This is a genomic window from Pantoea phytobeneficialis (genome assembly GCF_009728735.1).
Taxonomy (GTDB): domain Bacteria; phylum Pseudomonadota; class Gammaproteobacteria; order Enterobacterales; family Enterobacteriaceae; genus Pantoea; species Pantoea phytobeneficialis.
On sequence record NZ_CP024636.1, the window covers coordinates 805,429 to 831,748 of the forward strand.

19 protein-coding genes are annotated in these 26,320 nt (G+C 54.0%); 8 read left to right on the top strand and 11 right to left on the bottom strand.

Features of this window, described 5'->3' with window-relative positions; translation table 11 throughout:
• Positions 1 to 16 precede the first annotated feature (16 nt).
• The gene (gene ampE / locus CTZ24_RS03570) at positions 17 to 871 is read left to right on the top strand and encodes a beta-lactamase regulator AmpE (RefSeq protein WP_021184720.1); all 855 of its coding nucleotides are present in this window, start codon (positions 17 to 19) and stop codon (positions 869 to 871) included.
• Here ampE and CTZ24_RS03575 read toward each other — a convergent pair.
• From CTZ24_RS03575 to aroP, 3 genes are all read right to left on the bottom strand, one after another.
• The gene (locus CTZ24_RS03575; RefSeq protein WP_208724793.1) at positions 853 to 1,812 is read right to left on the bottom strand and encodes a glycoside hydrolase family 43 protein; all 960 of its coding nucleotides are present in this window, start codon (positions 1,810 to 1,812) and stop codon (positions 853 to 855) included. The genes ampE and CTZ24_RS03575 overlap by 19 nt on opposite strands.
• Positions 1,809 to 3,221: a glycoside-pentoside-hexuronide (GPH):cation symporter gene (locus CTZ24_RS03580; protein WP_208724794.1), complete on the bottom strand. Its 1,413-nt coding sequence runs from the start codon at positions 3,219 to 3,221 to the stop codon at positions 1,809 to 1,811. Before CTZ24_RS03580 ends, CTZ24_RS03575 begins: the two co-directional genes overlap by 4 nt.
• A gap of 172 nt (positions 3,222 to 3,393) precedes the next feature.
• On the bottom strand, positions 3,394 to 4,749 hold the full coding sequence (gene aroP, locus CTZ24_RS03585; RefSeq protein WP_208724795.1) for an aromatic amino acid transporter AroP: 1,356 nt from the start codon (positions 4,747 to 4,749) through the stop codon (positions 3,394 to 3,396).
• 504 nt (positions 4,750 to 5,253) lie between these two features.
• Here aroP and pdhR point away from each other — a divergent pair.
• The 4 genes from pdhR (at position 5,254) to lpdA (ending at position 12,315) form a co-directional block, all read left to right on the top strand.
• Positions 5,254 to 6,018, top strand: coding sequence for a pyruvate dehydrogenase complex transcriptional repressor PdhR (gene pdhR, locus CTZ24_RS03590; RefSeq protein ID WP_021184716.1), 765 nt, complete (start codon positions 5,254 to 5,256; stop codon positions 6,016 to 6,018).
• Positions 6,019 to 6,145: 127 nt separating this feature from the next.
• On the top strand, positions 6,146 to 8,812 hold the full coding sequence (gene aceE, locus CTZ24_RS03595; protein ID WP_208724796.1) for a pyruvate dehydrogenase (acetyl-transferring), homodimeric type: 2,667 nt from the start codon (positions 6,146 to 6,148) through the stop codon (positions 8,810 to 8,812).
• 14 nt (positions 8,813 to 8,826) lie between these two features.
• Positions 8,827 to 10,716: a pyruvate dehydrogenase complex dihydrolipoyllysine-residue acetyltransferase gene (aceF, locus tag CTZ24_RS03600; protein WP_208724797.1), complete on the top strand. Its 1,890-nt coding sequence runs from the start codon at positions 8,827 to 8,829 to the stop codon at positions 10,714 to 10,716.
• 174 nt (positions 10,717 to 10,890) lie between these two features.
• Complete coding sequence (gene lpdA, locus CTZ24_RS03605; protein ID WP_036626678.1) at positions 10,891 to 12,315, top strand: dihydrolipoyl dehydrogenase; 1,425 nt, start codon at positions 10,891 to 10,893, stop codon at positions 12,313 to 12,315.
• Between the two features lie 84 nt (positions 12,316 to 12,399).
• On the opposite strand, the gene CTZ24_RS03610 is transcribed toward lpdA, so the two are convergent.
• Positions 12,400 to 13,296, bottom strand: coding sequence for a LysR family transcriptional regulator (locus tag CTZ24_RS03610; RefSeq protein ID WP_208724798.1), 897 nt, complete (start codon positions 13,294 to 13,296; stop codon positions 12,400 to 12,402).
• Between the two features lie 98 nt (positions 13,297 to 13,394).
• Between CTZ24_RS03610 and CTZ24_RS03615 the strand changes: the two genes are divergently transcribed.
• From CTZ24_RS03615 to yacL, 3 genes are all read left to right on the top strand, one after another.
• Positions 13,395 to 14,390, top strand: a complete 996-nt coding sequence (locus CTZ24_RS03615; protein ID WP_208724799.1) for an aldo/keto reductase — start codon at positions 13,395 to 13,397, stop codon at positions 14,388 to 14,390.
• 341 nt (positions 14,391 to 14,731) lie between these two features.
• On the top strand, positions 14,732 to 17,329 hold the full coding sequence (gene acnB / locus CTZ24_RS03620) for a bifunctional aconitate hydratase 2/2-methylisocitrate dehydratase (protein WP_208724800.1): 2,598 nt from the start codon (positions 14,732 to 14,734) through the stop codon (positions 17,327 to 17,329).
• 173 nt (positions 17,330 to 17,502) lie between these two features.
• Positions 17,503 to 17,865 (top strand): protein YacL, encoded by a 363-nt coding sequence (gene yacL, locus CTZ24_RS03625; RefSeq protein WP_021184709.1) that lies wholly within the window; start codon positions 17,503 to 17,505, stop codon positions 17,863 to 17,865.
• Between the two features lie 100 nt (positions 17,866 to 17,965).
• On the opposite strand, the gene CTZ24_RS03630 is transcribed toward yacL, so the two are convergent.
• The 7 genes from CTZ24_RS03630 to CTZ24_RS03660 form a co-directional block, all read right to left on the bottom strand.
• On the bottom strand, positions 17,966 to 18,949 hold the full coding sequence (locus CTZ24_RS03630) for a hypothetical protein (protein WP_208724801.1): 984 nt from the start codon (positions 18,947 to 18,949) through the stop codon (positions 17,966 to 17,968).
• A gap of 417 nt (positions 18,950 to 19,366) precedes the next feature.
• A complete protein-coding gene (locus CTZ24_RS03635) occupies positions 19,367 to 20,410 on the bottom strand; it encodes a cyclase family protein (protein WP_208724802.1) in 1,044 nt (347 codons plus the stop codon).
• Positions 20,407 to 21,738: an MFS transporter gene (locus tag CTZ24_RS03640; protein ID WP_208725489.1), complete on the bottom strand. Its 1,332-nt coding sequence runs from the start codon at positions 21,736 to 21,738 to the stop codon at positions 20,407 to 20,409. Before CTZ24_RS03640 ends, CTZ24_RS03635 begins: the two co-directional genes overlap by 4 nt.
• 73 nt (positions 21,739 to 21,811) lie before the next feature.
• A complete protein-coding gene (locus CTZ24_RS03645) occupies positions 21,812 to 23,131 on the bottom strand; it encodes an MFS transporter (RefSeq protein ID WP_021184706.1) in 1,320 nt (439 codons plus the stop codon).
• 29 nt (positions 23,132 to 23,160) lie between these two features.
• Entirely contained in the window at positions 23,161 to 24,114 is a 954-nt protein-coding gene (locus CTZ24_RS03650; RefSeq protein WP_208724803.1) for a phosphoglycerate dehydrogenase, read from the bottom strand.
• Between the two features lie 60 nt (positions 24,115 to 24,174).
• A complete protein-coding gene (locus CTZ24_RS03655; RefSeq protein ID WP_208724804.1) occupies positions 24,175 to 25,059 on the bottom strand; it encodes a dihydrodipicolinate synthase family protein in 885 nt (294 codons plus the stop codon).
• 17 nt (positions 25,060 to 25,076) lie between these two features.
• Positions 25,077 to 26,225 carry an iron-containing alcohol dehydrogenase gene (locus tag CTZ24_RS03660; protein WP_021184703.1) on the bottom strand — a complete coding sequence of 383 codons (1,149 nt, stop codon included), beginning with the start codon at positions 26,223 to 26,225 and terminating at the stop codon, positions 25,077 to 25,079.
• Positions 26,226 to 26,320 lie beyond the last annotated feature (95 nt).

The window sequence follows — 26,320 nt, forward strand, 5'->3', positions numbered from 1 at the left end:
ATCAGCAGGAGCAGGTATGACGTTGTTTAGCTTGTTATTGGTTTTAGGTTGGGAACGATTGTTTAAGCTGGGTGAGCACTGGCAGCTGGATCATCGGCTGGAGCCATTGTTTCGTGGTCGTCGGCATTTTTCGCTGCTTCGCACTCTGGTGATGACAATTATCGCCATGCTGATTGTCTGGCTGCTGGTCTGGAGCCTGAAAGGGTTGCTTTTTGGTGTGGTGCAGCTGTTGTTCTGGATTGTCGTGGGATTGCTGTGTATTGGCGCAGGTTCGGTACGCCTGCATTATCACACTTATCTGAAAGCGGCGAGTCACGATGACCAGGCGGCGCATCAGGCGATGGCGGCAGAGCTGACGCTGATTCACGGGGTGCCGGTTGAGTGCAGCGAGCGCGAATTTCTGCGTGAGCTTCAGAACGCGCTGATCTGGATTAACTTCCGATTTTATCTGGCCCCGCTGTTCTGGTTCGTGGTGGGCGGTCCTTACGGGCCAGTGCTGCTGGTGGGCTACGCCTTTCTGCGAGCCTGGCAAAGCTGGCTGGCAAAGCATCATACTCCGCTGGAACGCGCGCAATCAGGTGTTGACCGCATTCTACATCTGCTGGACTGGATTCCGGTACGTCTTGCAGGCGTTGCCTACGCGTTACTGGGGCATGGTGAGCGAGCGTTGCCCGCCTGGTTCGCCTCGCTGACTGACTGGCATCGCTCGCAATATCAGGTGTTGACCAGTCTGGCGCAGTTCTCCCTGGCGCGGGATCCCCATGTTGATAAAGTGGAAACCCCGCGCGTGGCTGTTGCGCTGGCAAAACGCATTTCCCTGGTGCTGGTGGTGGTGGTAGCGCTGTTGACCATCTACGGTACGCTGGTGTGATCGGCGGGCGGCACACCAAAATCCGGTGTGCCGTCCTCACGCCAGGCAAAGTATTTCAACCGCGTATGGCGATTAGGATCCCATAACGGATCGCCCTCAATTTCCGTGTAGTTACGCGCGTGATAAACCAGTACATCCTTCCCTTGTTCGTCGACGGTAAAGCTATTGTGGCCTGGTCCGTATTGATGATTGTCCCAACTGGTGTTGAAGACCGGGCGCGCTGATTTTTGCCACGCGGCTGCTTGCAGTGGGTCGGCATCCGCATCAATGCTGAGAATTCCCAGACAATAGTTTTCATCCGTCGCGCTGGCGGAGTAGGTGACAAACAACCGCTTACCATGACGAATCACCGCCGGACCTTCGTTCACGCTAAATCCGGCGCATTCCCATTCATACTCCGGGCGGCTCAGCATCTGTGGCGTGCCTTTCAGCGTCCAGGGATTAAGCAATTCAGCGAGATAAAGATTCGAGTTACCTGGGATAGCGGGATCTTTCTGCGCCCACAGATACCAGTTTCTTCCCTGATGAACAAAATGCGTAGCGTCGAGTGAGAAGCTGTCTAACGGCGTATGCACCCGACGCACCGGCTGCCAGTGGCCGGTCAGCGGGTCAACATCGCTACAAACCAACGCGTACATGCGGTGCTGGAACAAGCCATCTTTAATTTCACGCGTGGGGGCAGCAGCAAAATAGATCACCCACTGGCCGTTGATATGATGCAGCTCGGGTGCCCAAATCAGTGCACTAAACGGTCCCGTGTCCGGTTTGTGCCAAACCACAACCGGTTCAGCCTCGGGCAGTGCTGCCAGCGTGGCTGCATAACGTATTTCCAGACGATCATATTCAGGCACTGACGCGACAAAGTAATATCCGTTGTCATGACGGAGAATAAAAGGATCAGCACGTTGCGTGATAAAGGGATTAGGCCAGGAATGACTCATTTAATTTCTCCGGGTTCGATAACGGCGGCAGAGGAGGGACGTGATGTTTGCAGATCGCGAAAGTTCGCGCGGCGCAACGCCAGATCGTCCTGAATGGTACGCATCAATTTTCGATCCACTTTCAGCAGACGGACGACACCGGCGGTGATCAGATAACCAACGCCAGGAATAACGGTGAATAGCAGCATAATGCCGTTGATTGCCTGGTCTGATTGTTGTTTCGCCCCGGCATCATAGCCATAGATGGAGAGCAGGAAACCGACCATCGCCCCGGCGACGGCCAGACCGACTTTGAGGAAAAACAGGTTGCCAGAGAAGCTCATGCCGGTAATGCGTTTGCCGGTTTTCCACTCACCATAATCATCAACATCGGCCATCAGCGACCAGTGCAGCGGTGAAGGAATTTGATGCAGGATATTCAGCAGGAAGTAGGCGATCACCACGCTCAGAGTGGCATGCGGGTTGATCCAGTAGAAACCAGAGGAAAACAGCGCCAGGGCGATGTTCGTCCAGAAAAACACTTTTAATTTGCACCAGCGATCGGTCAGCACTTTTGCCAGCGTGCTGCCCAGCATCATGCCAATGACGCCCAGGCTGATAAATAAGGTGGCAAAATGGGTCGACTGACCCATTACCCAGGTGACGTAATACATGGTAGCGGCCATGCGGATAAAACCCGGGCAGACGTTGCAGAATGTCAGCAGCAGAATGCGTACCCACTGGTCATTTTTCCACACGTCACGCAGGTCGTTTTTCAAATCATCATTGGTGGGTACCGCCGGGCGGATACGCTCACGTACTGTGGCAAAGCAGAACAGAAACATCGCCAGGCCAATCAGTGCCAGCACGCTCATCGCCATCTGATAACCACGCGCTTTGTTGTCGCCGCCAAACCACTCGGCCATTGGCAACAGCGACAGGGACAAAATCAATGTGGCAACCCCGACCATGACAAAACGGTATGACTGGCAGGAGACGCGTTCACCCGGATCATTCGTGATGACGCCACCCAGCGAGCAGTAAGGAATATTGATGGCGGTGTAGGTTAATGACATCAAAAAGTAAGTAACAAAGGCCCAGATGACCTTGTTTTCATAGCTCCAGTCCGGAGTGGTGAACATCAACACGCTAAACAGAACATAAGGGACGGAGATCCACAGCAGCCAGGGGCGGAAACGGCCCCAGCGGCTTTGCGTGCGATCGGCAATGGCACCCATAATCGGGTCTGTCACCGCATCCAGTACCCGCACGGAAAGCAATAAGGTGCCGACCAGCGCCGGTGCGAGGCCAAACACATCGGTATAGAAATAGTTAAGGAAGAGCATGATGGCCCCGCCAATCATGTTACATCCGGCATCGCCCATGCCGTATCCCAGCTTTTCCCGAAATGAGAGCGCGGTTCCTTTCATTGTTGTTCTCCAGTAATAACCAGTGGGAAAATTATTAGCGGAAAATCAGCAATCTGGCGGGGACCATTTGGTCAGGATGATGGACAAAACACCTGGGCGGAAAAAAGTGTGAGGAAGATCTAAAGAAGGAAGATCTCTGCCCGCCGATCAAGGACGGGCAGAGTGGGCAGATTTACGCTTGCTGCGCTTTGTTTTTAATCGCGTAGCCGATAGCCAGTACTACCAGCCAAACCGGAATCAGCCAGACAGAAATCGCCATGCCGGGAGTAATCGCCATAATCACCAGAATACCGGCGAGGAACACCAGGCAGATCCAGTTACCCAGCGGGTAAAGGATGGCGCGGAAACGCGTGGTAACGCCCTGCTGGTCTTTCTTCTTACGGAATTTCAGGTGAGCGAGGCTGATCATCGCCCAGTTAATCACCAGCGCCGAAACCACCAGGGACATCAACAGGCCGAAGGCTTCGCCAGGCATCAGGTAGTTAATCAGCACGCAGAGGGCAGTTGCTACCGCAGACACCAGAATGGTTGCCACCGGTACACCGCGTTTATCGACTTTCAACAGGGCTTTCGGGGCATTGCCCTGCTGCGCCAGGCCGAACAACATGCGGCTGTTACAGTAAACGCAGCTGTTATACACCGACAGTGCCGCCGTCAGGATCACCACGTTGAGTGCATTCGCCACCAGCGCATCACCCAGTTCGTGGAAAATCAGTACAAACGGGCTGGTATCAGCGGTGACGCGAGTCCACGGCAGCAGCGACAGCAGCACCGCCAGTGAGCCGATATAGAAAATCAGAATACGCCACAGCACCTGGTTGGTCGCTTTAGGGATGCTTTGCTCCGGGTTGTCGGCTTCCGCAGCGGTGATCCCCACCAGCTCCAGACCGCCAAACGAGAACATAATGATCGCCATCATCATCACCAACCCACCAAAGCCATTCGGCAGGAAGCCACCCTGGTTCCACAGGTTGCTGACGGTCGCCTGCGGGCCGCCATTGCCGCTGAACAGCAGCCAACCGCCAAACAGGATCATACCGATGACCGCAACGACTTTGATGATGGCAAACCAGAACTCCATCTCACCAAACACTTTCACGTTGGTCAGGTTGATGGCGTTAATCGCGACAAAGAAGATGGCGGCGGTTGCCCAGGTGGGGAAGTCGGGCCACCAGAACTGGATATATTTACCCACGGCGGTTAACTCGGCCATGGCAACCAGTACATACAACACCCAGTAGTTCCAGCCAGAGGCAAAACCGGCGAAGTTGCCCCAATATTTGTAGGCAAAATGGCTGAAGCTACCGGCAACCGGCTCTTCCACTACCATTTCGCCCAATTGGCGCATAATCAGAAAGGCAATAAATCCGGCAATTGCATAGCCCAGAATAACGGCCGGGCCGGCAGATTTGATGACTGAAGCGCTACCCAGAAACAGACCAGTACCTACGGCACCACCCAGCGCAATCAGCTGAATATGGCGATTTTTCAAGCCGCGGTGCAGCGTGTCGCCATGCTGTTGTTCCATACGAACCTCGTGATGTTGTTATTTTTCGCCCAATGTAAGGCTATTTTTACATAACGTACTCATTTATTTACGGTATCTGGCGTGCTGTGTGCATACGTGAGCTACCTTGGCGACCAGAATAGTGATAAGCGCGACGCTTTGCACCTGCTTTTGCTTTTTGTGCTAAGAGACGCCTGGAAAAGCAGCAGCATCCACTGCCGCGCTGACGCGGTATTTCTGACATGAATTGGTAATAAACACGAATAGCTTTCCCTTATGGTGAGTGTGGAAGGGATACGCTAAGCCTGTGTAAGGTTTGGTAAAAGCGGATTCTGTTAACAATTCGTCCCGCAGCTCTATTTCTGTCTTTATCCCAGCCGTTTAGCGCATTTAACCAATGATAATCCCCTGAAGTGTGACGGCTGCCATATAGACACAAGGTGAATACTTTGTTACTTTACCGGCAACTTTTGGCAATTGGTATTACCAATTTACTCCGGACGTCAGTCACAATAAGAAGGGACGATGGCTTACAGTAAGATTCGCCAACCAAAGCTCTCCGATGCCATTGAGCAGCAGCTGGAATCCCTGATTATGGAAGGGACTCTGCGGCCAGGAGAGAAGCTGCTACCCGAGCGCGAACTCGCCAAACAATTCGATGTATCACGTCCTTCTCTTCGTGAAGCGATCCAGCGCCTTGAGGCGAAAGGGTTGCTGCTGCGCCGTCAGGGTGGCGGCACCTTCGTTCAAAAGCATCTCTGGCAAAGCCTGAGCGACCCGCTGGTCAGCCTGCTTGCCCAACATCCGGAATCTCAGTTTGACCTGCTGGAAACCCGCCACGCGTTGGAAGGCATTGCTGCGTATTACGCGGCGTTGCGTGGTACGGATGAGGATCTGCAACGCATTCGCGACTGCCATGTTCAAATCCAGCAGGCCCAGGACAGCGGCGATCTCGACGCTGAAGCCGACGCCGTGATGCAGTATCAGATCGCTGTCACAGAAGCGGCCCATAATGTGGTGCTTTTGCATTTGCTGCGTTCTATGGGCCCTATGCTGGAACAAAACGTCCGTCAGAATTTTGAATTGCTCTACGCTCGCCGGGAAATGCTGGCGAAAGTGAGCGGTCACCGCGCCAGTATTTTTGAGGCGATTGTGGCTCGTGAGCCAGAACAAGCACGCGAGGCATCACACCGTCACCTGGCGTTCATTGAGGAAATCTTGCTGGATAGAAGTCGGGAGCAGAGTCGTCGTGAACGCTCCCTGCGTCGTTTACAGCAACGTAAGGAATAACGCGCGGCAACGAACGTGCGGATAAAAAGCGACGGGCCTGTCTTCTTGTGCTGTGAACTGAAGCAAAGCACAAGCAGACAGGCTCCTGACAATTCAACGTATTAGACACAGATAAGGAATACACCCCATGTCAGAACGTTTACACAATGACGTGGATCCGATCGAAACTCGTGACTGGCTACAGGCGATCGAATCGGTCATCCGTGAAGAAGGTGTTGAGCGCGCGCAGTATCTGATTGACCAGGTATTAAGTGCTGCACGCAAGGGCGGCGTAAAAGTTGCAGCAGGTTCTTCTGCCGTGAGCAACTACATCAACTCTATTGCCGTTGAAGATGAACCGGACTATCCGGGCAACACCTCGCTTGAACGTCGTATCCGTTCCGCAATCCGCTGGAACGCCATCATGTCGGTACTGCGTGCGTCGAAGAAAGATCTGGAGCTGGGTGGTCACCTCTCATCCTTCCAGTCTTCCGCGACTATCTATGAAGTGTGTTTCAACCACTTCTTCCGTGCGCGTAGCGAGAAAGATGGCGGCGATCTGGTCTACTTCCAGGGCCATATCTCTCCGGGTATCTACTCTCGTGCGTTCCTTGAAGGCCGTCTGACCGAAGAGCAGATGAACAACTTCCGTCAGGAAGTGCATGGCAACGGTCTTTCTTCTTATCCGCACCCGAAACTGATGCCGGAATTCTGGCAGTTCCCGACCGTATCCATGGGCCTTGGCCCACTGAATGCGATCTACCAGGCGAAATTCCTGAAATATCTGGATCATCGTGGTCTGAAAGACACCTCTGCTCAGACCGTTTACGCCTTCCTGGGTGACGGTGAGATGGATGAGCCGGAATCTAAAGGTGCGATCACCATTGCTGTCCGTGAAAAACTGGACAACCTGGTGTTCATCATCAACTGTAACCTGCAACGTCTGGATGGCCCGGTCACCGGTAACGGTAAGATCATCAACGAGCTGGAAGGCATCTTTGCCGGTGCTGGCTGGAACGTGATCAAAGTGATCTGGGGCGCACGTTGGGATGAGCTGCTGAAGAAAGATACCAGCGGTAAACTGATCCAGCTGATGAACGAAACCGTTGACGGCGACTATCAGACCTTCAAATCACGCGACGGTGCCTACGTGCGTGAGCACTTCTTCGGTAAATACCCGGAGACTGCTGCGCTGGTGAAAGACTGGTCAGACGAAGAGATCTTCGCCCTGAACCGTGGTGGTCACGATCCGAAGAAAATCTACGCGGCACTGAAAAAAGCGCAGGACACCAAAGGCCAGCCGACGCTGATTCTGGCACATACCATCAAAGGTTATGGTATGGGTGACACCGCCGAAGGTAAAAACATCGCTCACCAGGTGAAGAAGATGAACATGGATGGCGTTCGCTACATCCGCGATCGCTTCAATGTGCCGGTAGCTGATGAAAACATCGAAAAACTGCCGTACGTGACCTTCGAAAAAGGCTCAGAAGAGTACAACTACCTGCACGGTCAGCGTGAGAAGCTGGGCGGCTACCTGCCGACTCGCCAGCCAAACTTCACCGAGAAGCTGGAAATGCCGGCACTGGAAGAGTTCAGCGCGCTGCTGGAAGAGCAGAGCAAAGAGATCTCTACCACCATCGCTTTCGTGCGTGCGCTGAACGTGATGCTGAAGAACAAGTCGATCAAAGATCGTCTGGTGCCGATCCTCGCGGACGAAGCCCGTACCTTTGGTATGGAAGGTCTGTTCCGTCAGATTGGTATCTACAGCCCAAACGGCCAGCAGTACACCCCGCAGGACCGTGAGCAGGTTGCTTACTATAAAGAAGATGAAAAAGGCCAGATTTTGCAGGAAGGGATCAACGAGCTGGGCGCAGGTTCATCCTGGCTGGCGGCGGCGACCTCTTACAGCACCAACAATCTGCCAATGATTCCGTTCTACATCTATTACTCGATGTTCGGCTTCCAGCGTATTGGTGATCTGATGTGGCTGGCAGGCGACCAACAGGCGCGCGGCTTCCTCGTCGGCGGCACCTCCGGTCGTACCACCCTGAACGGTGAAGGCTTGCAGCATGAAGATGGTCACAGCCATATTCAGTCGCTGACTATCCCGAACTGTATCTCTTACGATCCGTCGTATGCCTACGAAGTGGCTGTCATCATGCATGATGGTCTGGTGCGTATGTACGGCGAAGCGCAGGAAAACATTTACTACTACATCACCACGCTGAACGAAAACTACCACATGCCTGCGATGCCGCAGGGTGCGGAAGAGGGTATCCGTAAGGGTATCTACAAGCTGGAAGCGGTTGAAGGTAGCAAAGGTAAAGTGCAGCTGCTTGGCTCTGGTTCTATCCTGCGTCACGTCCGTGAAGCGGCTCAGATCCTGGCGAAAGACTACGGTATCGGTTCTGACGTCTACAGCGTGACCTCGTTCACTGAACTGGCGCGTGATGGTCAGGATTGCGAGCGCTGGAACATGCTGCATCCGACTGAAACCCCGCGTGTGCCTTACATCGCTCAGGTGATGAATGACGCGCCGGCCGTTGCGTCAACTGACTACATGAAACTGTTCGCAGAACAGGTTCGTAGCTACGTACCGGCGAGCGATTACCGTGTGCTGGGTACTGATGGCTTCGGTCGTTCAGACAGCCGTGAAAACCTGCGTCACCACTTCGAAGTGGATGCATCGTATGTCGTGGTTGCAGCACTGGGTGAACTGGCTAAACGCGGCGAAATCGATAAGAAAGTGGTGGCGGAAGCGATCACCAAATTCAACATCGATGCCGATAAAGTTAACCCGCGTCTGGCTTAAGAGGTAAGAGAGTAATGGCTATCGAAATTAAAGTGCCGGATATCGGGGCAGATGAAGTTGAAGTCACCGAGATCCTGGTCAAGGTAGGTGACAAGGTTGAAGCCGAACAGTCACTGATCACCGTGGAAGGCGACAAAGCCTCGATGGAAGTGCCATCACCGCAGGCTGGCGTAGTCAAAGAGATCAAAATTGCCACCGGCGACAAAGTCGAAACCGGCAAACTGATCATGATCTTTGACGCAGAAGGCGCAGCGGCTGCTGCACCGGCGGCAGAAGAGAAGAAAGCAGATGCCGCGCCGGCACCTGCGGCTGCCGCTGCTGTCAGCAAAGACGTCAACGTGCCGGATATCGGTGGTGATGAAGTCGAAGTCACCGAGATTCTGGTTAAAGTGGGCGACACCGTTGCGGCTGAGCAGTCCCTGATCACCGTTGAAGGCGACAAAGCCTCAATGGAAGTCCCGGCACCGTTCGCGGGCGTAGTGAAAGAGATCAAAATTGCTACCGGCGATAAAGTGAACACCGGTTCACTTATCATGGTATTCGAAGCGCAAGGCGCTGCTGCTCCGGCAGCCCCTGCGGCGGCGGCACAACCTGCTGCGGCCCCGGCACCGGCCGCTGCTGCTGGCGCGAAAGATGTCAACGTACCGGATATCGGTGGTGATGAAGTTGAAGTCACTGAAGTGCTGGTCAAAGTGGGCGACAAAGTTACCGCTGAGCAGTCACTGATTGTGGTTGAAGGCGATAAAGCCTCAATGGAAGTCCCGGCGCCGTTCGCGGGCACCGTGAAAGAGCTGAAAGTTTCCACCGGTGACAAAGTGAAAACGGGTTCGCTGATCATGGTGTTTGAAGTCGAAGGCGCTGCGCCTGCTGCTGCTGCACCGGCGAAACAGGAAGCTGCTCCGGCACCTGCTGCTCAGGCCGCTCCGGCACCCGCTGCCGCCAAAGCGGAGGCGAAGAGTGATTTTGCTGAGAACGACGCTTACGTGCATGCTACCCCGGTGATTCGTCGCCTGGCGCGCGAGTTCGGTGTCAACCTGGCGAAAGTCAAAGGTACTGGCCGTAAAGGTCGCATCCTGAAAGAAGACGTTCAGGCGTATGTGAAAGACGCGGTGAAACGCGCTGAAGCAGCTCCGGCTGCGGCGGCGAGTGGCGGCGGTCTGCCTGGCATGTTGCCGTGGCCGAAAGTGGACTTCAGCAAGTTTGGTGAAATCGAAGAAGTCGAGCTGGGTCGTATCCAGAAAATCTCCGGTGCTAACCTGAGCCGTAACTGGGTCATGATCCCGCATGTGACTCACTTCGACAAAACCGATATCACCGATCTGGAAGCGTTCCGTAAGCAGCAGAACAGCGAAGCAGAGAAACGTAAACTGGATGTGAAATTCACCCCGGTGGTGTTTATCATGAAAGCCGTTGCCGCTGCGCTGGAGCAGATGCCGCGTTTCAACAGCTCACTGTCCGAAGATGGTCAGAAACTGACGCTGAAGAAATACATCAACATCGGTGTGGCCGTGGATACGCCAAACGGTCTGGTGGTTCCGGTGTTCAAAGATGTGAACAAAAAAGGCATCACCGAGCTGTCCCGTGAACTGATGGCGATCTCGAAAAAAGCGCGTGACGGTAAGCTGACTGCGGGCGATATGCAGGGTGGATGTTTCACCATCTCCAGCCTGGGTGGCCTGGGCACCACGCACTTTGCGCCAATCGTGAACGCGCCGGAAGTGGCTATCCTCGGTGTCTCCAAATCGGCGATGGAGCCGGTATGGAATGGTAAAGAGTTTGCTCCGCGTCTGATGATGCCAATCTCTCTTTCCTTCGACCACCGCGTGATTGACGGTGCTGATGGTGCGCGCTTTATCACCATCATCAACAACATGTTGTCAGACATTCGCCGTCTGGTGATGTGAAGTTAATCAAGGCCGGCGAATGCCGGCCTTGTTGTACGCATTCAGAGTCACCGCGGTTGGCAGTTTATTAACAATTCTGTAAACTCTTGCGGTGAAATGTGCCGGTGGAATAAGGGCATCCAGAGCCTGGGACAGGTTCGCGTCTGACCGCCGGAAATCTAATAAGAGGTCATGATGAGTACAGAGATTAAAACTCAAGTCGTGGTACTTGGGGCAGGTCCTGCAGGTTACTCTGCAGCCTTCCGTTGCGCTGATTTAGGTCTGGAAACCGTACTGGTAGAGCGCTACAGCACCCTCGGTGGTGTCTGTCTGAACGTTGGCTGTATCCCGTCAAAAGCGCTGCTGCACGTAGCGAAAGTCATTGAAGAAGCGAAAGCACTGGAAGAACACGGTATCGTGTTTGGCCAGCCTTCAACTGACATCAACAAAATTCGTACCTGGAAAGAGAAAGTCATCACACAACTGACCGGTGGCCTGGCGGGTATGGCCAAAGGCCGTAAAGTCAAAGTGGTGAACGGTCTGGGTAAATTCACCGGTGCTAACACCCTGGTGGTTGAAGGTGAAGGTGGGGCGACCACCATTAACTTCGACAACGCTATCATCGCTGCCGGTTCTCGTCCGATTGAACTGCCGTTCATTCCGCACGAAGATCCGCGCGTGTGGGATTCAACAGATGCGCTGGAACTGAAAGAAGTACCGAAGCGTCTGCTGGTTATGGGTGGCGGTATCATCGGTCTGGAGATGGGTACCGTTTACCATGCGCTGGGTTCAGAGATCGACGTGGTTGAGATGTTTGACCAGGTTATCCCGGCGGCCGATAAAGACGTGGTGAAAGTGTTCACCAAACGCATCAGCAAGAAATTCAACCTGATGCTGGAAACTAAAGTCACCGCCGTTGTCGCGAAAGAAGATGGCATTTACGTTTCCATGGAAGGCAAAAAAGCGCCGTCTGAAGCACAGCGTTACGATGCCGTGCTGGTGGCGATTGGCCGTGTGCCGAATGGTAAAGGTCTGGATGCCGGTAAAGCGGGCGTAGAAGTGGACGATCGTGGTTTTATCCGCGTCGACAAACAAATGCGCACCAACGTGCCACACATCTATGCGATTGGTGACATCGTTGGTCAGCCGATGCTGGCGCACAAAGGCGTGCACGAAGGTCACGTTGCGGCTGAAGTTATCGCCGGTATGAAGCATTACTTCGACCCGAAAGTGATTCCGTCAATTGCTTACACCGAGCCAGAAGTGGCATGGGTAGGTCTGACCGAGAAAGAAGCGAAAGAGAAAGGCATCAGCTACGAAGTTTCCACCTTCCCGTGGGCTGCTTCAGGCCGAGCTATCGCCTCTGACTGTGCTGACGGTATGACCAAACTGATTTTCGACAAAGAAACGCACCGTGTGATTGGTGGCGCCATTGTCGGCACCAACGGCGGCGAGCTGCTGGGTGAAATCGGTCTGGCGATTGAGATGGGTTGTGATGCCGAAGATATCGCGCTGACCATCCATGCGCACCCGACGCTGCACGAGTCTGTGGGCCTGGCAGCGGAAGTGTTCGAAGGTAGCATCACCGACCTGCCGAACGCGAAAGCGAAAAAGAAATAAGCGCTGAAAAATAAAAAAGCGGCTCCCTGAGTGAGCCGTTTTTTTTGGCATATTTCGTAACGGCGCGACTTTTTTGATAATCCGTTACCGATTTTCCTTAAGCCAGTCAATGAAATAACGCAATGGCGTAGACAGATATTTACGACTTGGATAATAAAGCCAGAACCCTTCTTCCACCTGAGTAAAATCAGATAAAATTTCCACCAGATCACCACGCTGGATCGCCTCCATCACCGTCCCCTGATGTAGAAAGGCAATACCTGCTCCCGCCAGTGCCGCTTGCAAAATACGTTCATTATTGTCGAGTACTAACGAACCGTTTACCGCCACTTCCTGTTTTTGTCCGTCCTGCCAGAACTCCCAACGGTAACGACGCCCACTGGGAAAGCGGCGTTCGATACAGGAAAAATTCAGCAGTTCAGCGGGGGTGCCCGGCACGCCATAGCGTGCAATGAATTCGGGGGTGGCAACGGCCAATGCGCGCATTGGGATGCCGAAGGGGACCGCCACCATATCCTGTGCCAGCACCGCACCATAGCGCACGCCGGCATCGAAACCGGCGGCCACAATATCCAGCAGCGTATCGTTGCTGTCGATCTCCAGAGTGATGTCTGGATAGCGCTGCATAAACGGCAGGATCAGGGACTGGAAAAACAGCGCTTCTGCTGAACGTGGCATGCTGATACGCAGGCTACCGCGCGGGTCGCTGCGCCAGTCGTTTAGTTCATCAACCGCCTGCGCCAGGTCCTGCAATGCGGGTTGAATACGCTGGAGAAAACGATCTCCGGCTTCGGTCAGGGCCACTTTGCGCGTAGTGCGATTCAACAATCGTACTCCGAGGCGCTCTTCAAAATTACGCATCGCATGGCTGAGCGCCGAGGGGGTGATATTGCGTTCACTGGCGGCTTTGCGAAAGCTCAGATGCTGCGCGATAGCGGCAAACATCTCCAGTTCCTGTAGCGTGGCGCGATAAGGGTTCATTACTGAGTTTTACTCACTAAATCGGCAAGAATGCCTCAATTGTTGCTGCAATTGTTGAGGGTTATAACAATAACACTGACAGCAACGAGGATGAAACAATGCAACAGCGTCAATTAGGCAATCAGGGATTACAGGTTTCAGCATTGGGATTGGGCTGCATGGGCATGTCATTTGCCTATGGCCAGAATGATGAGAAGCAAGCGTTGAATACCCTGGCTCGCGCCTTTGAACTGGGTGTCAATTTTCTTGATACCGCCGAGGTTTATGGCCCTTTTACCAATGAAACCTTGCTGGCAAAAGCGTTGCAAGGGCGCAAAGACATTAAAATTGCCACCAAATTTGGTTTCCGTATCAACGAACAGGGGGAAGGCTGGGAGCGCGTTACTGGCGTGAACAGCGACCCGGCGCATATTCGCCGTGCGGTAGAAGGCTCGCTGCAACGTCTCGGTGTAGAGAGCATCGATCTTCTCTATCAACATCGTCTTGATCCCGCGGTACCGATTGAAGACGTGGTGGGCGTGATGGCCGATCTGGTGCGTGAAGGTAAAGTCAAATACCTCGGCTTGTCGGAAGTCTCCTCCGCCACCTTGCGGCGCGCCAATGCGGTACACCCTATCTCGGCGTTGCAAAGTGAATACTCCTTATGGACGCGTGACCCGGAGCAAGAAATCCTCGCCACCTGCCGCGAGCTGAATATAGGCTTTGTGCCTTACAGCCCATTAGGTCGGGGGTTCCTGACAGGACAATTCCCAGCGGGGGAAGCGCTGGCAGAGGATGATTTCCGGCGTAACCTGCCACGCTTCCAGCAGGATGCTCAGGCGCATAACCAGAAGTTAGTGAATCAGTTGACAGAGATGGCTACAGGTTATGATGCCGCGCCTGCACAGCTGGCGCTGGCTTGGGTGCTGGCAAAAGGGGAGTTTATTGTCCCGATTCCTGGCGCCAGCAAAATCGTGCATCTGGAACAAAACTGTGCCGCCGCCACGCTGCCATTGCGCAGCGCCGATATCAGCACCCTGGATACGCTGTTCGATCCGCAACATATCCAGGGTGAGCGTTATAACGCCACAGAATTTGTGCTGGTTGATCGTTAAGGTGCCCTGAAAAATGCTCAACTTAACAGGCACTTGCTGCCTGCTAAGGCACCATTCGTAGCGGCGCGATTTACCGCGCGAGTTTTCCCGGCATCGCTGCTGTTATTGCGTGATAAATCGCGCCGCTACGGAGCAATACGTTTGCCTGCTTTTTTTGTGATGTGTCCTCTGTGCAGCGAAATCTGCTGCTTAACGAAAGGATGTTGCTTTTTTGTAAACAGATTAACAATCAGCCGAAATGCTGCTATGCTGGCCGACGCGGAACCGGGCACCTCACCCTACTGTTGGACTGCGTTAAAGGGTGCACCGGAAAGCTATACAATGAGAGCGAGGAGAACGTCGTGCTAGAAGAATACCGTAAGCACGTTGCCGAGCGTGCTGCCCAGGGAATCGTACCTAAGCCGTTAGATGCTTCCCAAATGGCCGCGCTGGTTGAACTGCTGAAAAACCCGCCAGCGGGTGAAGAAGAATTCCTTACTGACCTGTTGGTCAATCGTGTCCCACCGGGTGTTGATGAAGCGGCGTATGTAAAAGCCGGTTTCCTGGCAGCTGTCGCGAAGGGCGAAGCCCACTCTCCTCTGGTTACTCCTGAAAAAGCAGTCGAACTGCTGGGCACCATGCAAGGTGGCTACAACATCCATGCGCTGATTGAATCGCTTGATGATGAAGCACTGGCAACGATTGCCGCAGAAGCCCTGTCTCACACGCTGCTGATGTTCGATAACTTCTACGATGTCGAAGAGAAAGCCAAAGCGGGTAACCCACACGCGAAAAAAATCATCCAGTCCTGGGCCGATGCAGAATGGTTCCTGAAGCGTCCTAAACTGGCAGAAAAAATCACCACCACCGTGTTCAAAGTGACCGGCGAAACCAACACCGATGACCTCTCTCCGGCACCGGATGCATGGTCTCGCCCGGATATTCCACTGCACGCACTGGCGATGCTGAAGAACGCCCGTGAAGGCATCGAACCCGATGATGCCGGTAACATTGGTCCGATCAAACAAATCGAAGCATTACAGAAAAAAGGTTTCCCGCTGACCTACGTTGGCGACGTGGTCGGAACCGGTTCTTCCCGTAAGTCAGCCACCAACTCGGTGCTGTGGTTTATGGGTGAAGACATTCCGTATGTGCCGAACAAGAAGGGTGGCGGTTTGTGCCTTGGCGGCAAAATTGCGCCGATCTTCTTCAACACTATGGAAGATGCCGGCGCGCTGCCGATCGAAGTGGACGTTGATCGTCTGAATATGGGCGATGTGATTGATGTCTACCCGTATAAAGGTGAAGTGCGTAATCACGACACCGACGAACTGCTGGCAAAATTCGAGCTGAAAACCGAAGTCCTGCTGGATGAAGTTCGCGCGGGTGGCCGTATTCCGCTGATTATCGGTCGTGGCCTGACAGCCAAAGCCCGTGAATCTCTGGGTCTGCCGCACAGCGATGTGTTCCTGCAAGCCAAAGACGTTGCTGCCAGCACCCGTGGTTTCTCACTGGCGCAGAAAATGGTTGGCCGTGCCTGTGGTGTTGAAGGTATCCGTCCTGGCGCGTACTGCGAGCCGAAGATGACTTCAGTAGGTTCTCAGGACACCACCGGTCCGATGACCCGTGATGAACTGAAAGACCTGGCGTGTCTCGGCTTCTCTGCTGACCTGGTGATGCAATCCTTCTGTCACACTGCCGCTTACCCGAAACCGGTAGACGTGACCACGCACCACACCCTGCCGGACTTCATCATGAACCGCGGCGGCGTTTCTCTGCGTCCGGGTGACGGCGTTATTCACAGCTGGCTGAACCGTATGCTGCTGCCGGATACCGTGGGCACCGGTGGTGACTCGCATACCCGTTTCCCGATTGGTATTTCGTTCCCGGCCGGTTCTGGTCTGGTGGCGTTTGCTGCGGCAACCGGTGTGATGCCGCTGGATATGCCTGAATCGGTACTGGTGCGTTTCAAAGGCGAAATGCAGCCGGGTATCACGCTGCGCGATCTGGTGCACGCTATCCCGCTGTATGCCATCAAGCAGGGTCTGTTGACCGTTGAGAAGAAAGGCAAGAAAAACATCTTCTCTGGCCGCGTGCTGGAAATCGAAGGTCTGCCAAAACTGAAAGTGGAGCAGGCGTTTGAACTGACCGATGCCTCCGCTGAACGTTCTGCTGCTGGTTGTACCATCAAGCTGGATAAAGAGCCGATTATCGAGTACCTCAACTCGAACATCGTGCTGCTGAAGTGGATGATCTCCGAAGGCTACGGCGATCGTCGTACGCTGGAGCGCCGCGTCGAAGGCATGGAAAAATGGCTGGCCGATCCGCAACTGCTGGAAGGCGATGCGGATGCGGAATACGCGGCGGTGATCGACATCGATCTGGCGGAAATCAAAGAGCCAATTCTGTGTGCACCGAACGATCCGGATGATGCGCGTCTGCTGTCTGACGTGCAGGGCGAGAAGATCGATGAAGTGTTTATCGGTTCTTGCATGACCAACATTGGCCACTTCCGTGCGGCGGGCAAGCTGCTGGATAGCCACAAAGGTCAGCTGCCGACCCGTCTGTGGGTGGCTCCGCCAACCAAGATGGATGCGGCACAGCTCACCGAAGAGGGCTACTACAGCGTGTTCGGTAAGAGCGGAGCGCGTATCGAGATCCCAGGTTGCTCGCTGTGCATGGGTAACCAGGCGCGTGTGGCTGACGGTGCGACGGTGGTTTCCACCTCGACCCGTAACTTCCCGAACCGTCTCGGTACGGGCGCGAACGTTTATCTGGCCTCTGCGGAGTTGGCGGCAGTCGCTTCGCTCCTGGGTAAACTGCCGACGCCGGATGAGTATCAACAGTTTATGACTCAGGTTGATAAAACGGCGGCAGATACTTACCGCTACCTCAACTTTGATCAGCTGCACCAGTACACCGATAAAGCCGACAACGTGATCTTCCAGACCGCGTTGTAATTGGGAAAAGGTGTTATCAGGGGGCGATGAGAATCGCCCCCTTTTTTTGTGTGCTTTTTTCCTCTGGCGCGGCCTGGCATAATGCGAGCACGATCCCACTTTATTCAGCGTGTTGCGCACAAAATGCTCTCAGGGAGTGCCTCGTGGCGCGCTATCAGTAAGAGGTAAAACTCATGGAATATGAATTTTTGCGCGATCTGACCGGTAAGGTCAAAGTGCGTATGTCGATGGACCACGAAGCGGTGGGGCACTGGTTCAACGAAGAGGTGGATGAGAATCTTACCCTGCTGGATGAAGTCGAAGCTGCCGTGCAGCAGGTGAAAGGCACCCATCATCAGTGGCAACGTGTCGGGCATGAATATACGCTGTGGCTCGATGAAGAAGAGGTGATGATTCGCGCTAACCAGCTGGCGTTAGAGGATGATGGCCTGGAAGAAGGCATGACCTACTACGATGAAGAGAGCCTGGCGTTCTGCGGTGTTGAGGATTTTCTGGCGGTGATTACCGCGTATCGGCAGTTTCTGGCCGGGAAGTGACTCGTAGCGGCGCGATTTATCGCGCTTCTTTGGGCAATAACCGTAACAGCGCGATAAATCACGCTGTTACGTATATTGCTGAGATTATGAATTGATAGAATTAATCCATTAGTGCATAAGTTGATACTTCTATCGTATCACCGATTAACGCTACTGAATTTGGTGCCGACGCTTCTTTGGCAAGGCCAATAATGAAATCACCACCATTCGGGAACCAAGACTGAATAACCTTAGCTGAAATATCACCTTCAGTACCCGGTTTAACTTTCACGTAAGATGCATATTTGGTCCGTGCCTTATCCAGTACCACGACGTAATAACTGTCGGTTGATGCATCTTCCGGTACTTTATACTTCACTATGAAACCTCTTTCTGCTGCTACATTAGCTTCAAGCTTGCTTTGGTTATCTTTCGATACGATTCCTTTTGTAAATGATTCGAGTCTACAGGAGGTTTTCCAGCCATCTCCTTCAATGATGAATACCTTATTTTCTGTGAGATTTTCTATTGTCGGGCAGGAAACCTCATAACTAAGAGATTTAACAAATGCTGACATTTTTACTTTATCACCAAACTTAACGTTGTGCTCTTTCCAGATACCACTATCACCTGAATAGAGTTCAGCCTGGTTTGGTGTCATATCCGGTAGTTTCGAGGTGGATATCACACCATCATTAATCGTAAATAATCCATGAATAACTTCCGATGAGTTATTGATGATGGTAACCACTGGGGAGTTCATCGGCTTATAATTACTAAAGGAGTTGGTGCAACCCTCACCAGAGCTTTGCATTTTAAAACCTTTATTGATGCCGGAAATGATTGCGTAGTTACATTCGGTTTTACCATCATAACCAACATTTAGTACGGTGCCATTATAAATGTTTCCGTTATCAATAATCAGCTTTGATGGGTTCTCTGACGGTTTTGATTTATAGTAATAAGTGCTTTCCTGTCCGTTGGATTCTCCATCGGCTATCTGAATCCTTACATGGTCCGGGTTTTCAATAAAAGCGGTGATCGCAAAGGCAGATGGCATCAGCAACATGCCGGTTAACGCTAAAGCAATTTTTGATTTCTTCATTTAACTAACTCCTGTTTATTTTTTTCTTCCATAATGCATAACTAAAAACATCTGGGGTACAAATCCATTTTAGGGTAACCGATAATGCTTAAGCTTAAATGTTGTTCGTGTAAAAAAGATTAAATAAATCGAATAAGTTCTGTTTTTATCAGGGTGTATAAGGTGAGGTTGAGGGGATGAAGATATTTCTTTATCCTCGCCAGAGATTTCTCATTCAAGTAATTATATCGAGCTAATGTTAAGGGGGATATTCTTATCTTATGCTGGGGGGTTTAAATTTATGATTACGGTCACAAACTACCTTCTTTTTTCAGCGCAGCTATCAAGTGTTTTTATCCCCGTTTGACATCAACCTTGGGAGAATCCCCATAATAACGGCAGGAGCGGTGCGATATATTGCACCGCTTCGCGTATGGATTAAACCGTCGCAACCGGCGTAGCTGGCGATCCCACTGCGCCAGGTAGCCGCAGCGGCGGGGCCGTCAGCAGAAATGCGTGCCGCTGATGATGCGCCAGCCAGTCTGCCAGCGGACTCAATAGCCACAGCTCGCCGAGATATACCCCCAGCCGGAACAAGCAGAGATCATGCAGTGGGTGCGACGGATAAAAATCATCGTTCAACGGTCGTGCCGGTAGCATCTCCACCGCCGGATTGTCGGCAATCAGCGCCACAACACCGCTTTCTACAATCCACTGCCGCAATTGCGCATCGCTGCCGTCCAGCCCGGCAAAGTGGCTGTTAAGGAAAGTCATATCTGGCTCGCCTTGCATGGCAAGAATCGCTTCATCCATGCCGGTACGGAAACACACCAGATCGCCAGGGCGCACTTCAATACCGTCAGCCTGCAAAATCTGTTGCAGATGGGTATAGCCAAAGGCAAAACGCTCGGTGCCAAAGTGGCGCTTGATATCGATCATCACCGCCCGTCCCTGAATACCGCGCTGCGCCATATTTTCGATGCCCAGCGCTTTGGCTCCCAGATGGCTACCGTGGTGGCAGCCACACCCGGCGCGGTAGTCGGTTTCGCCGACGATATCGACATTCGCTTTATAGCCGTTGTAGAACACCATTTCTGGCTCGCCGTTCGCGTTCACGTCAAACCATTGTCCCATGTGTGCAAGGCTGTCCCACTGGGTGGAATATTGCAGCGCCAGCGTCACGGTGTCGTCGCAAATCACATCACTCAACTGTGGATTATCACGCGACAGCGGATAGGTCATATTGGCGTGCTCGCCGCGCCGTGTGGCGTTGAGCTGCGGCGGTGGACGACGTGGGTTCATCGCCGTGCCGCCCGGTAAATCGAGCGGCAAACTCAGGCAAAAGGTTTCTCCGGTCTGCACTTCCGCCACACCTTCCCGCACTTTTTGTGGCGTGAGTAGATTGAGGCGACCTAACTGGTCATCGGGGCCAAAATCACCCCAGGTGGAGTGGGGCGGGCGTTGTTTCCAACGGCTATTCATACTTCTCTCCTCAACGCGCCATCCGGCGCAGCGTTCTCGGCCACACCCATCGGCTGCACGCGCGGCAGCCAGAAGGCATACACCAGCGCGCCGACCACACCGATGACGCCAGCGATTTCCAGCGGAATCACAAACGAATGGGTGAACTGCATGATCACACCGATCAGAATCGGCGAAATGATGCCAGCAAGGTTGGCCGCCATATTCTGGATACCCCCAATGGTGGCGACATTGGCGCGGTTGGGTGCCACGTCTGACGGCAGCGCCCACAAAGCCGCCGAAGCAAAGGTTGCGGCAAAGTTAGCGAAGCACAGCGCAGACAGCGCCAGACCTACCGTCGGGGAAAAGGCCGCCAGGCCGATAGTCGCGCTGCCAAGCATCCCACCGACCAGCGGGATTTTGCGCGCCACGCTGAGTGAATAACCTCGGCGCACCAACGAATCCGACAGCAAACCGCCACACCAGCCACCGACAATCGCAGCGATACCCGGCAGCATCCCCAGCAGGCCGAACTTCATCAGCGAAAGATGGAAGGTTTCCACCAGATAGGTTGGGAACCAGGTGAAGAAGAAATAGGAAACGAAGTTGATGCAGAAGAAACCCGCCATCATCGCCTGCACGGTGCGCTGCGCCAGCAACTGACGTACGCTCATCGGTTCGCCGTTTTGCGGGTCCTGATTGGCCTCAATAAACGCCACTTCTTCTGCGGAGACGGCCTTGTGTTCGCGCGGATCGCGATACCACAGATACCATGCCAGCGCCCAGACCACCGCCACCAGGCCGGAGATGACAAAGGTCATACGCCAGCCAACCAGCGCAATCAAAAACGAGATGATTGGAATCGCCAGGGTGCCGCCAATTTTGCTGCCGTTGTTAAAGGTGGCGGCGGCGAAGCTGCGTTCCTGGCGCGGGAACCAGCGTGTCACGGTCGAGGAACTGGCGGGATAGCTGGGGGCTTCGACCGCACCGAGGACAAAACGGAAACCCACCAGCGCAGCGATGCTGCTGGCGAGGCCGCAGGCCGCGGTAGCCAGTCCCCAGCCGAGGCTACTGAGGGCGAAAGTGATGCGTGGGCCGAGTTTATCCACCAGCCAACCGCCTGGTAACTGGAACAGGACATAACTCCAGAAGAAGGCGGAGAGCAGCAACCCGCTGTCGGTGGGCGAGAAGTGTAACTCCTGGCTCATAAACGGGATGGCGACGCTCATTGCGGCGCGGTCGATGTAGTTGATGGCGATGCCGACAGACAGCACCGTCAGAATGATGAAACGAAATTTCCCTTTTCTTGCCGAAACAGCAGCAGATGCTCCATTGGAATTCAGCGACATCATCGCCTCCAATTGTTTTTTATAGTGAGTTGTAGGGAACGCCGCATCAGGACGATGCGGCGGGTCAGGGCGCTTACGCGCCGCTGGTCAGGGTTTGTGAATGATGAACCTGTTCCTCATCCACGATAGGTTCTACTTTGCCCATCAGGAACAGGTAATTAAGGATGCCAATCACCACCAGTACGGCAGAGAACACCAGCGCCCAGGTGAAATGGCCGGTGGCACCCACGATAGCGCCGGTAATGATCGGGCCAACCGCCCCGCCCATATTGGAAACGGTATTCTGCAATCCGGCGACAATTGACACGCTGTTTTTCGGTGCCACGTCACCCGGCAACGCCCACACCTGGGAAGCCGCTACGGTCGTACCCGATTTGGCGATGCACAGCAGCAGCACTGTCATAAATACCGAGTCAGTGAAGGGTGCAAAACCGATGCACAGCGCCATCACCAGGCCAATGGTCAGGAACAGTTTACGCGTCGCGGTCAGCGACAGGACTTTGTTGTGCACCATCCGGTCGGATGCCCAACCAGCCAGCACTTCAATCACCATGCCGCAAATCAACGGCAGTGCTGCCACCATCCCCATTTTCAGGAAGTCCATGCCTTTATCTTTCACCAGGTAGGTCGGCAGCCAGGTGATAAAGAAATAGGAGGTGTAGTTGATGGTGAAGAAGCCAATGCACATTGCCCAGATATTGCGATAGCGCAGCAGCTTGTACCACTTCATCGGCAGCACGCTTTTATCACCGTGCTTGTTAGCCTGGCCATCACGGATCAGGTGCACTTCATCGCGGCTGATCGACTTATGATCTTCCGGGTTCTCGGCATAGATAAAGTACCAGGCAATTACCCAGAACAGACCGACCGCACCGATGGCGAGGAAGGTGATGCGCCAGTCAAACATGGCGATCATCCATACAATCAGCGGCATGGCGATAGCACCACCAAATTTGGAGGCGCTGTCAAACAAGCCAGAGACGGTGGCGCGTTCGCGGTCCGGGAACCAGCGGGCTGCGATCCCGGCGTTGCTCGGGTAGGCCGCCGCTTCACCGACACCCAGCGCCAGACGCAGCGCCAGTAGCGATTTAAAGCCCGTTGCCAGGCCCATTGCCATAGTGGCGATTGACCACCAGCCAACGGCAATCCCCAGCCCTTTTTTCTGACCGAAACGGTCAGCAAACCAGCCAGCCGGAATTTGCAGTAGTGCGTACGACCAGAAAAACGCGGCCATGATTACGCCCATCATCTCTGGATTGATTTCCAGTTCTTTGATCAGATGCGGGGCAGCAGCAGAGAGTACAGTACGGTCAATATAGTTAATGGCGACAGCCAGCCACATCAGGCCAGCTATCCACCAGCGAATACGGGTCGAGCGTGAGGGTGTATTCATAATAATCACTCGATTCAGGGGGGCGGCCCTCAGGCCAGCCCGTTCATCACGTTAACCGGGCGTTCGCCCTGTTTAATGCACTGCACAATTTGCGTCACGCAACGTTCGCCAATGGCGCTGATTGCCCCGTCGGTGTAGCCCGCAATATGTGAGGTCGGAATAAAGTTGCTCAGGGTGAACAGCGGATGTCCGGCCAGAGGTTCCTGCTCAAAGACATCCGCAGCCGCTCCGGCGATCACGTTGTCCTGCAACGCCTGGAACAGATCCTGTTCATTCACCACGCCACCGCGCGATACATTGATCAGGAACGCGCTTTTCTTCATCCGTTTGATACGAGCTGCATCAAACAGGTTGCGCGTTTCATTGGTCAGCGGGGTATGCAGGGTGATGAAGTCACTCGCTTCGGTCAGTTGATCCATGCTGACGAATTCGATGCCATGTTCCGCAGCGAATTTCTCATCCGGGTAGAAATCGAAGGCGATCACGCGCATGTTGAAGCCTTTGGCGCGCAGTGCGACCTGCTTACCAATGTTGCCCAGCCCAACGATGCCAAGCGTTTTGCCGTAAACGTCGGTGGCAAAAATACGCGGCCAGTTGCCGGCACGGGTTTCCACCGCCGCTTGGGTGACCTGACGGGCGCTGTTGAGGATCAAAGCAAAAGCGAAGTCAGCCACGGCATGCTTGTTGGCATCCGGCACGTTGGTCACGTAAATACCGCGTGCGCGGGTGGCTTCCAGATTGATGTTGTCGACGCCAACGCCGTGCTTACAGACAATCTTCAGCTGTGGCGCTTTGCTCAATAGTTCTTCATTGACGTCGGTAAAGGCGACAATCATCGCCACGGTGTCGGGCAGATGCGGCTCCAGCGCGCTGAGCGGGGCATCGGCGGGCAGGGTGATCAGTTCAAAACCCTGCTGTTGCAACGTGGTGATTGGCGTTGCGTCATATTTAGCGAATGATGGTGAGGTACAGATGACTTTCATAACGCTTCCCGGTGTAAAAAGTGGAACAGGCAAGGGCAGCACACGCTGCCCTGACGGCCATTACTGCAAATACTGGTTCACGATCTGACGGATCTTCTGCTCTTCTTCGGCAGTGAAACGCACCGCATAGCGGCTGTCACCGACGTTATAACCGAGCAGAGAAACCGCCTTTTTCACCGCTGCCGGTGAGAAGCCGACGCTGTACAGGTCGGTGCGTAAGCCGGTGACGTTTTCCTGTGCCAGGCGCGAACCTTCGATATCGCCGGCGTGGAAGCGTGCCCAGATGGCGTTGATCTCTTTCGGTGCCACGTTGGCAAGGCCGGAGATGCAGGCTGAGCAGCCATCAACAAAACCCTGATGAATCAGCGAGTCCGGGCCATTCAGCACGTCAAAATTATCGATACCTTTGGCGGCTTGCAGGAAACCGCTCAGGCTTTCGTAGCTGCCCGCGCTGTCCTTGATACCGATGATGTTGGGATGTGACGCCAGCGTGCGCACGGTTTCCGGTTGCAAGGTATTGCCGGTACGCGCCGGGATGTTGTAGAGGAACAGCGGCACGTTCAGCGCATCCGCCACCGTCTGATAGTGGTAAATCAACTCATTCTGCTTCAACGGCACGAAGTACGGGGTGATCACCGATACCGCATCAACACCCAGTTTCTCAATCTGCTTACCGAGACGGATGGTTTCACGGGTGGAGATCTCGCCAATATGTGCCACTACGGGCGCGCTGCCGTTCACTTCATCCACGCAGGTTTCAGTGACCGCCAGTTTCTCCTGCTCATTCAGCACGAAGAATTCACCGTTGGTGCCGCCGCAGAAAATACCGTTACCGGCGCTCAGTTGACGCTTCACCTGCTCACGTTGTGTGGCAGGGTTAAAGGCACCGTCGCGGTCGAAGGTGGTGACAATGGCGGTCAGTACGCCCTGAATTTTGTTGCTCATGATTTCCTCGATAGTCCTTAGTGATTCAATGCCGGAAACAGCGTCAGGTAGACGTTTCGCACGTCATCGGCGCTCACTTTCATCGGTACATTCTTCATCAGGCGTTGCACGTCGAGCGCGGCTTCCACCAGATAGGGCAGGTGATCCGGGCCGATACCCAGCTCTTCCAGGCTGGCAGGCAGTTTCAGGCGCTGTACCAGCGCGGCGAAGTACTCAACCAGCGCGTGCGATTTCGCTTCTTCATCCAGAGTCTGGTCGGCATCAGGCAGCAGGTCATAAGCCTGAGCAAATTTACTCACTGCTGCCGGGCGTACGAAACGCATACAGGGTGCCAACAGGATGGCGTTCGCCACGCCGTGCGGAATGTGATATTTGCCGCCCAGCGGATAAGACATCGCGTGCACCAGATGCGTACCGGCGTGGGCAATCGATGCGCCGCCGTAATATGACGCCCACAGCATATTCAGACGCGCTTCAAGATTACCCGGCTCGGCAACGGCGGTTTCCAGGCTGGCAAACAGCTTTTTCATGCCAATCATCGCGTAGTTATCACTCACCGGGTTGGCGACCGTGGCGGTGAAGCACTCAATCAGGTGGCACAGTGCATCAATGCCGGTAGAAGAGGCGATGTGTGGCGGCATGCTGGTGGTCAGCTCCGGCACCAGCGCGACATAGTCCGGCAGCATCACCGGGGTAATAATGCCGACTTTGGTTTCTTTCTCCGGGATCGCCAGGATGGCGTTCGGCGTGGCTTCTGAACCGGTGCCTGCTGTGGTCGGGATCAGCAGCGAAGTGGTGCGGGTTAGCGGTTTTTCCCCGGCCAGCAGGGCCTCAAGGGTAGGCGCGCCTTTCACGCACAGAATAGAGAGCAGTTTGGCAACGTCCAGTACGCTACCGCCGCCTACACCAATCACCAGATCGACATCGGTCGTCGGCAGGGCAGCAACAATCGCCGCCACATCATGCTGGCTGGGTTCTGGCGGCACGCTGTTGACCACACTGAGGCTGGCAATGTGCTGCTTCAGTTGGGCAATCAACGTCTGGACTGCCGGGATGCCCTCTATATTCTTATCAGTGACCAGCAGCGCTTTCTGCCGACCTTTCAGCAGGTAGCTGAGGTCATTGAGTGCCTGATAGCCGCTAATCACGGTGCTGTTGATATTCATTTCGTACCCTTTTCCCGATGTTATCGCGCTGATTGATTGGTTTTGCTCATCAGTCTGCGATATCTGTCACTAACTGTGCCTGAATTTATAGGGCA

Bases quoted from the DNA above. Each gene is read 5' to 3' on its own strand.
- ampE (WP_021184720.1), top strand. From the start codon at position 17: ATGACGTTGTTTAGCTTGTTATTGGTTTTAGGTTGGGAACGATTGTTT.
- CTZ24_RS03575 (WP_208724793.1), bottom strand. From the start codon at position 1,812: ATGAGTCATTCCTGGCCTAATCCCTTTATCACGCAACGTGCTGATCCT.
- CTZ24_RS03580 (WP_208724794.1), bottom strand. From the start codon at position 3,221: ATGAAAGGAACCGCGCTCTCATTTCGGGAAAAGCTGGGATACGGCATG.
- aroP (WP_208724795.1), bottom strand. From the start codon at position 4,749: ATGGAACAACAGCATGGCGACACGCTGCACCGCGGCTTGAAAAATCGC.
- pdhR (WP_021184716.1), top strand. From the start codon at position 5,254: ATGGCTTACAGTAAGATTCGCCAACCAAAGCTCTCCGATGCCATTGAG.
- aceE (WP_208724796.1), top strand. From the start codon at position 6,146: ATGTCAGAACGTTTACACAATGACGTGGATCCGATCGAAACTCGTGAC.
- aceF (WP_208724797.1), top strand. From the start codon at position 8,827: ATGGCTATCGAAATTAAAGTGCCGGATATCGGGGCAGATGAAGTTGAA.
- lpdA (WP_036626678.1), top strand. From the start codon at position 10,891: ATGAGTACAGAGATTAAAACTCAAGTCGTGGTACTTGGGGCAGGTCCT.
- CTZ24_RS03610 (WP_208724798.1), bottom strand. From the start codon at position 13,296: ATGAACCCTTATCGCGCCACGCTACAGGAACTGGAGATGTTTGCCGCT.
- CTZ24_RS03615 (WP_208724799.1), top strand. From the start codon at position 13,395: ATGCAACAGCGTCAATTAGGCAATCAGGGATTACAGGTTTCAGCATTG.
- yacL (WP_021184709.1), top strand. From the start codon at position 17,503: ATGGAATATGAATTTTTGCGCGATCTGACCGGTAAGGTCAAAGTGCGT.
- CTZ24_RS03630 (WP_208724801.1), bottom strand. From the start codon at position 18,949: ATGAAGAAATCAAAAATTGCTTTAGCGTTAACCGGCATGTTGCTGATG.
- CTZ24_RS03635 (WP_208724802.1), bottom strand. From the start codon at position 20,410: ATGAATAGCCGTTGGAAACAACGCCCGCCCCACTCCACCTGGGGTGAT.
- CTZ24_RS03640 (WP_208725489.1), bottom strand. From the start codon at position 21,738: ATGTCGCTGAATTCCAATGGAGCATCTGCTGCTGTTTCGGCAAGAAAA.
- CTZ24_RS03645 (WP_021184706.1), bottom strand. From the start codon at position 23,131: ATGAATACACCCTCACGCTCGACCCGTATTCGCTGGTGGATAGCTGGC.
- CTZ24_RS03650 (WP_208724803.1), bottom strand. From the start codon at position 24,114: ATGAAAGTCATCTGTACCTCACCATCATTCGCTAAATATGACGCAACG.
- CTZ24_RS03655 (WP_208724804.1), bottom strand. From the start codon at position 25,059: ATGAGCAACAAAATTCAGGGCGTACTGACCGCCATTGTCACCACCTTC.
- CTZ24_RS03660 (WP_021184703.1), bottom strand. From the start codon at position 26,225: ATGAATATCAACAGCACCGTGATTAGCGGCTATCAGGCACTCAATGAC.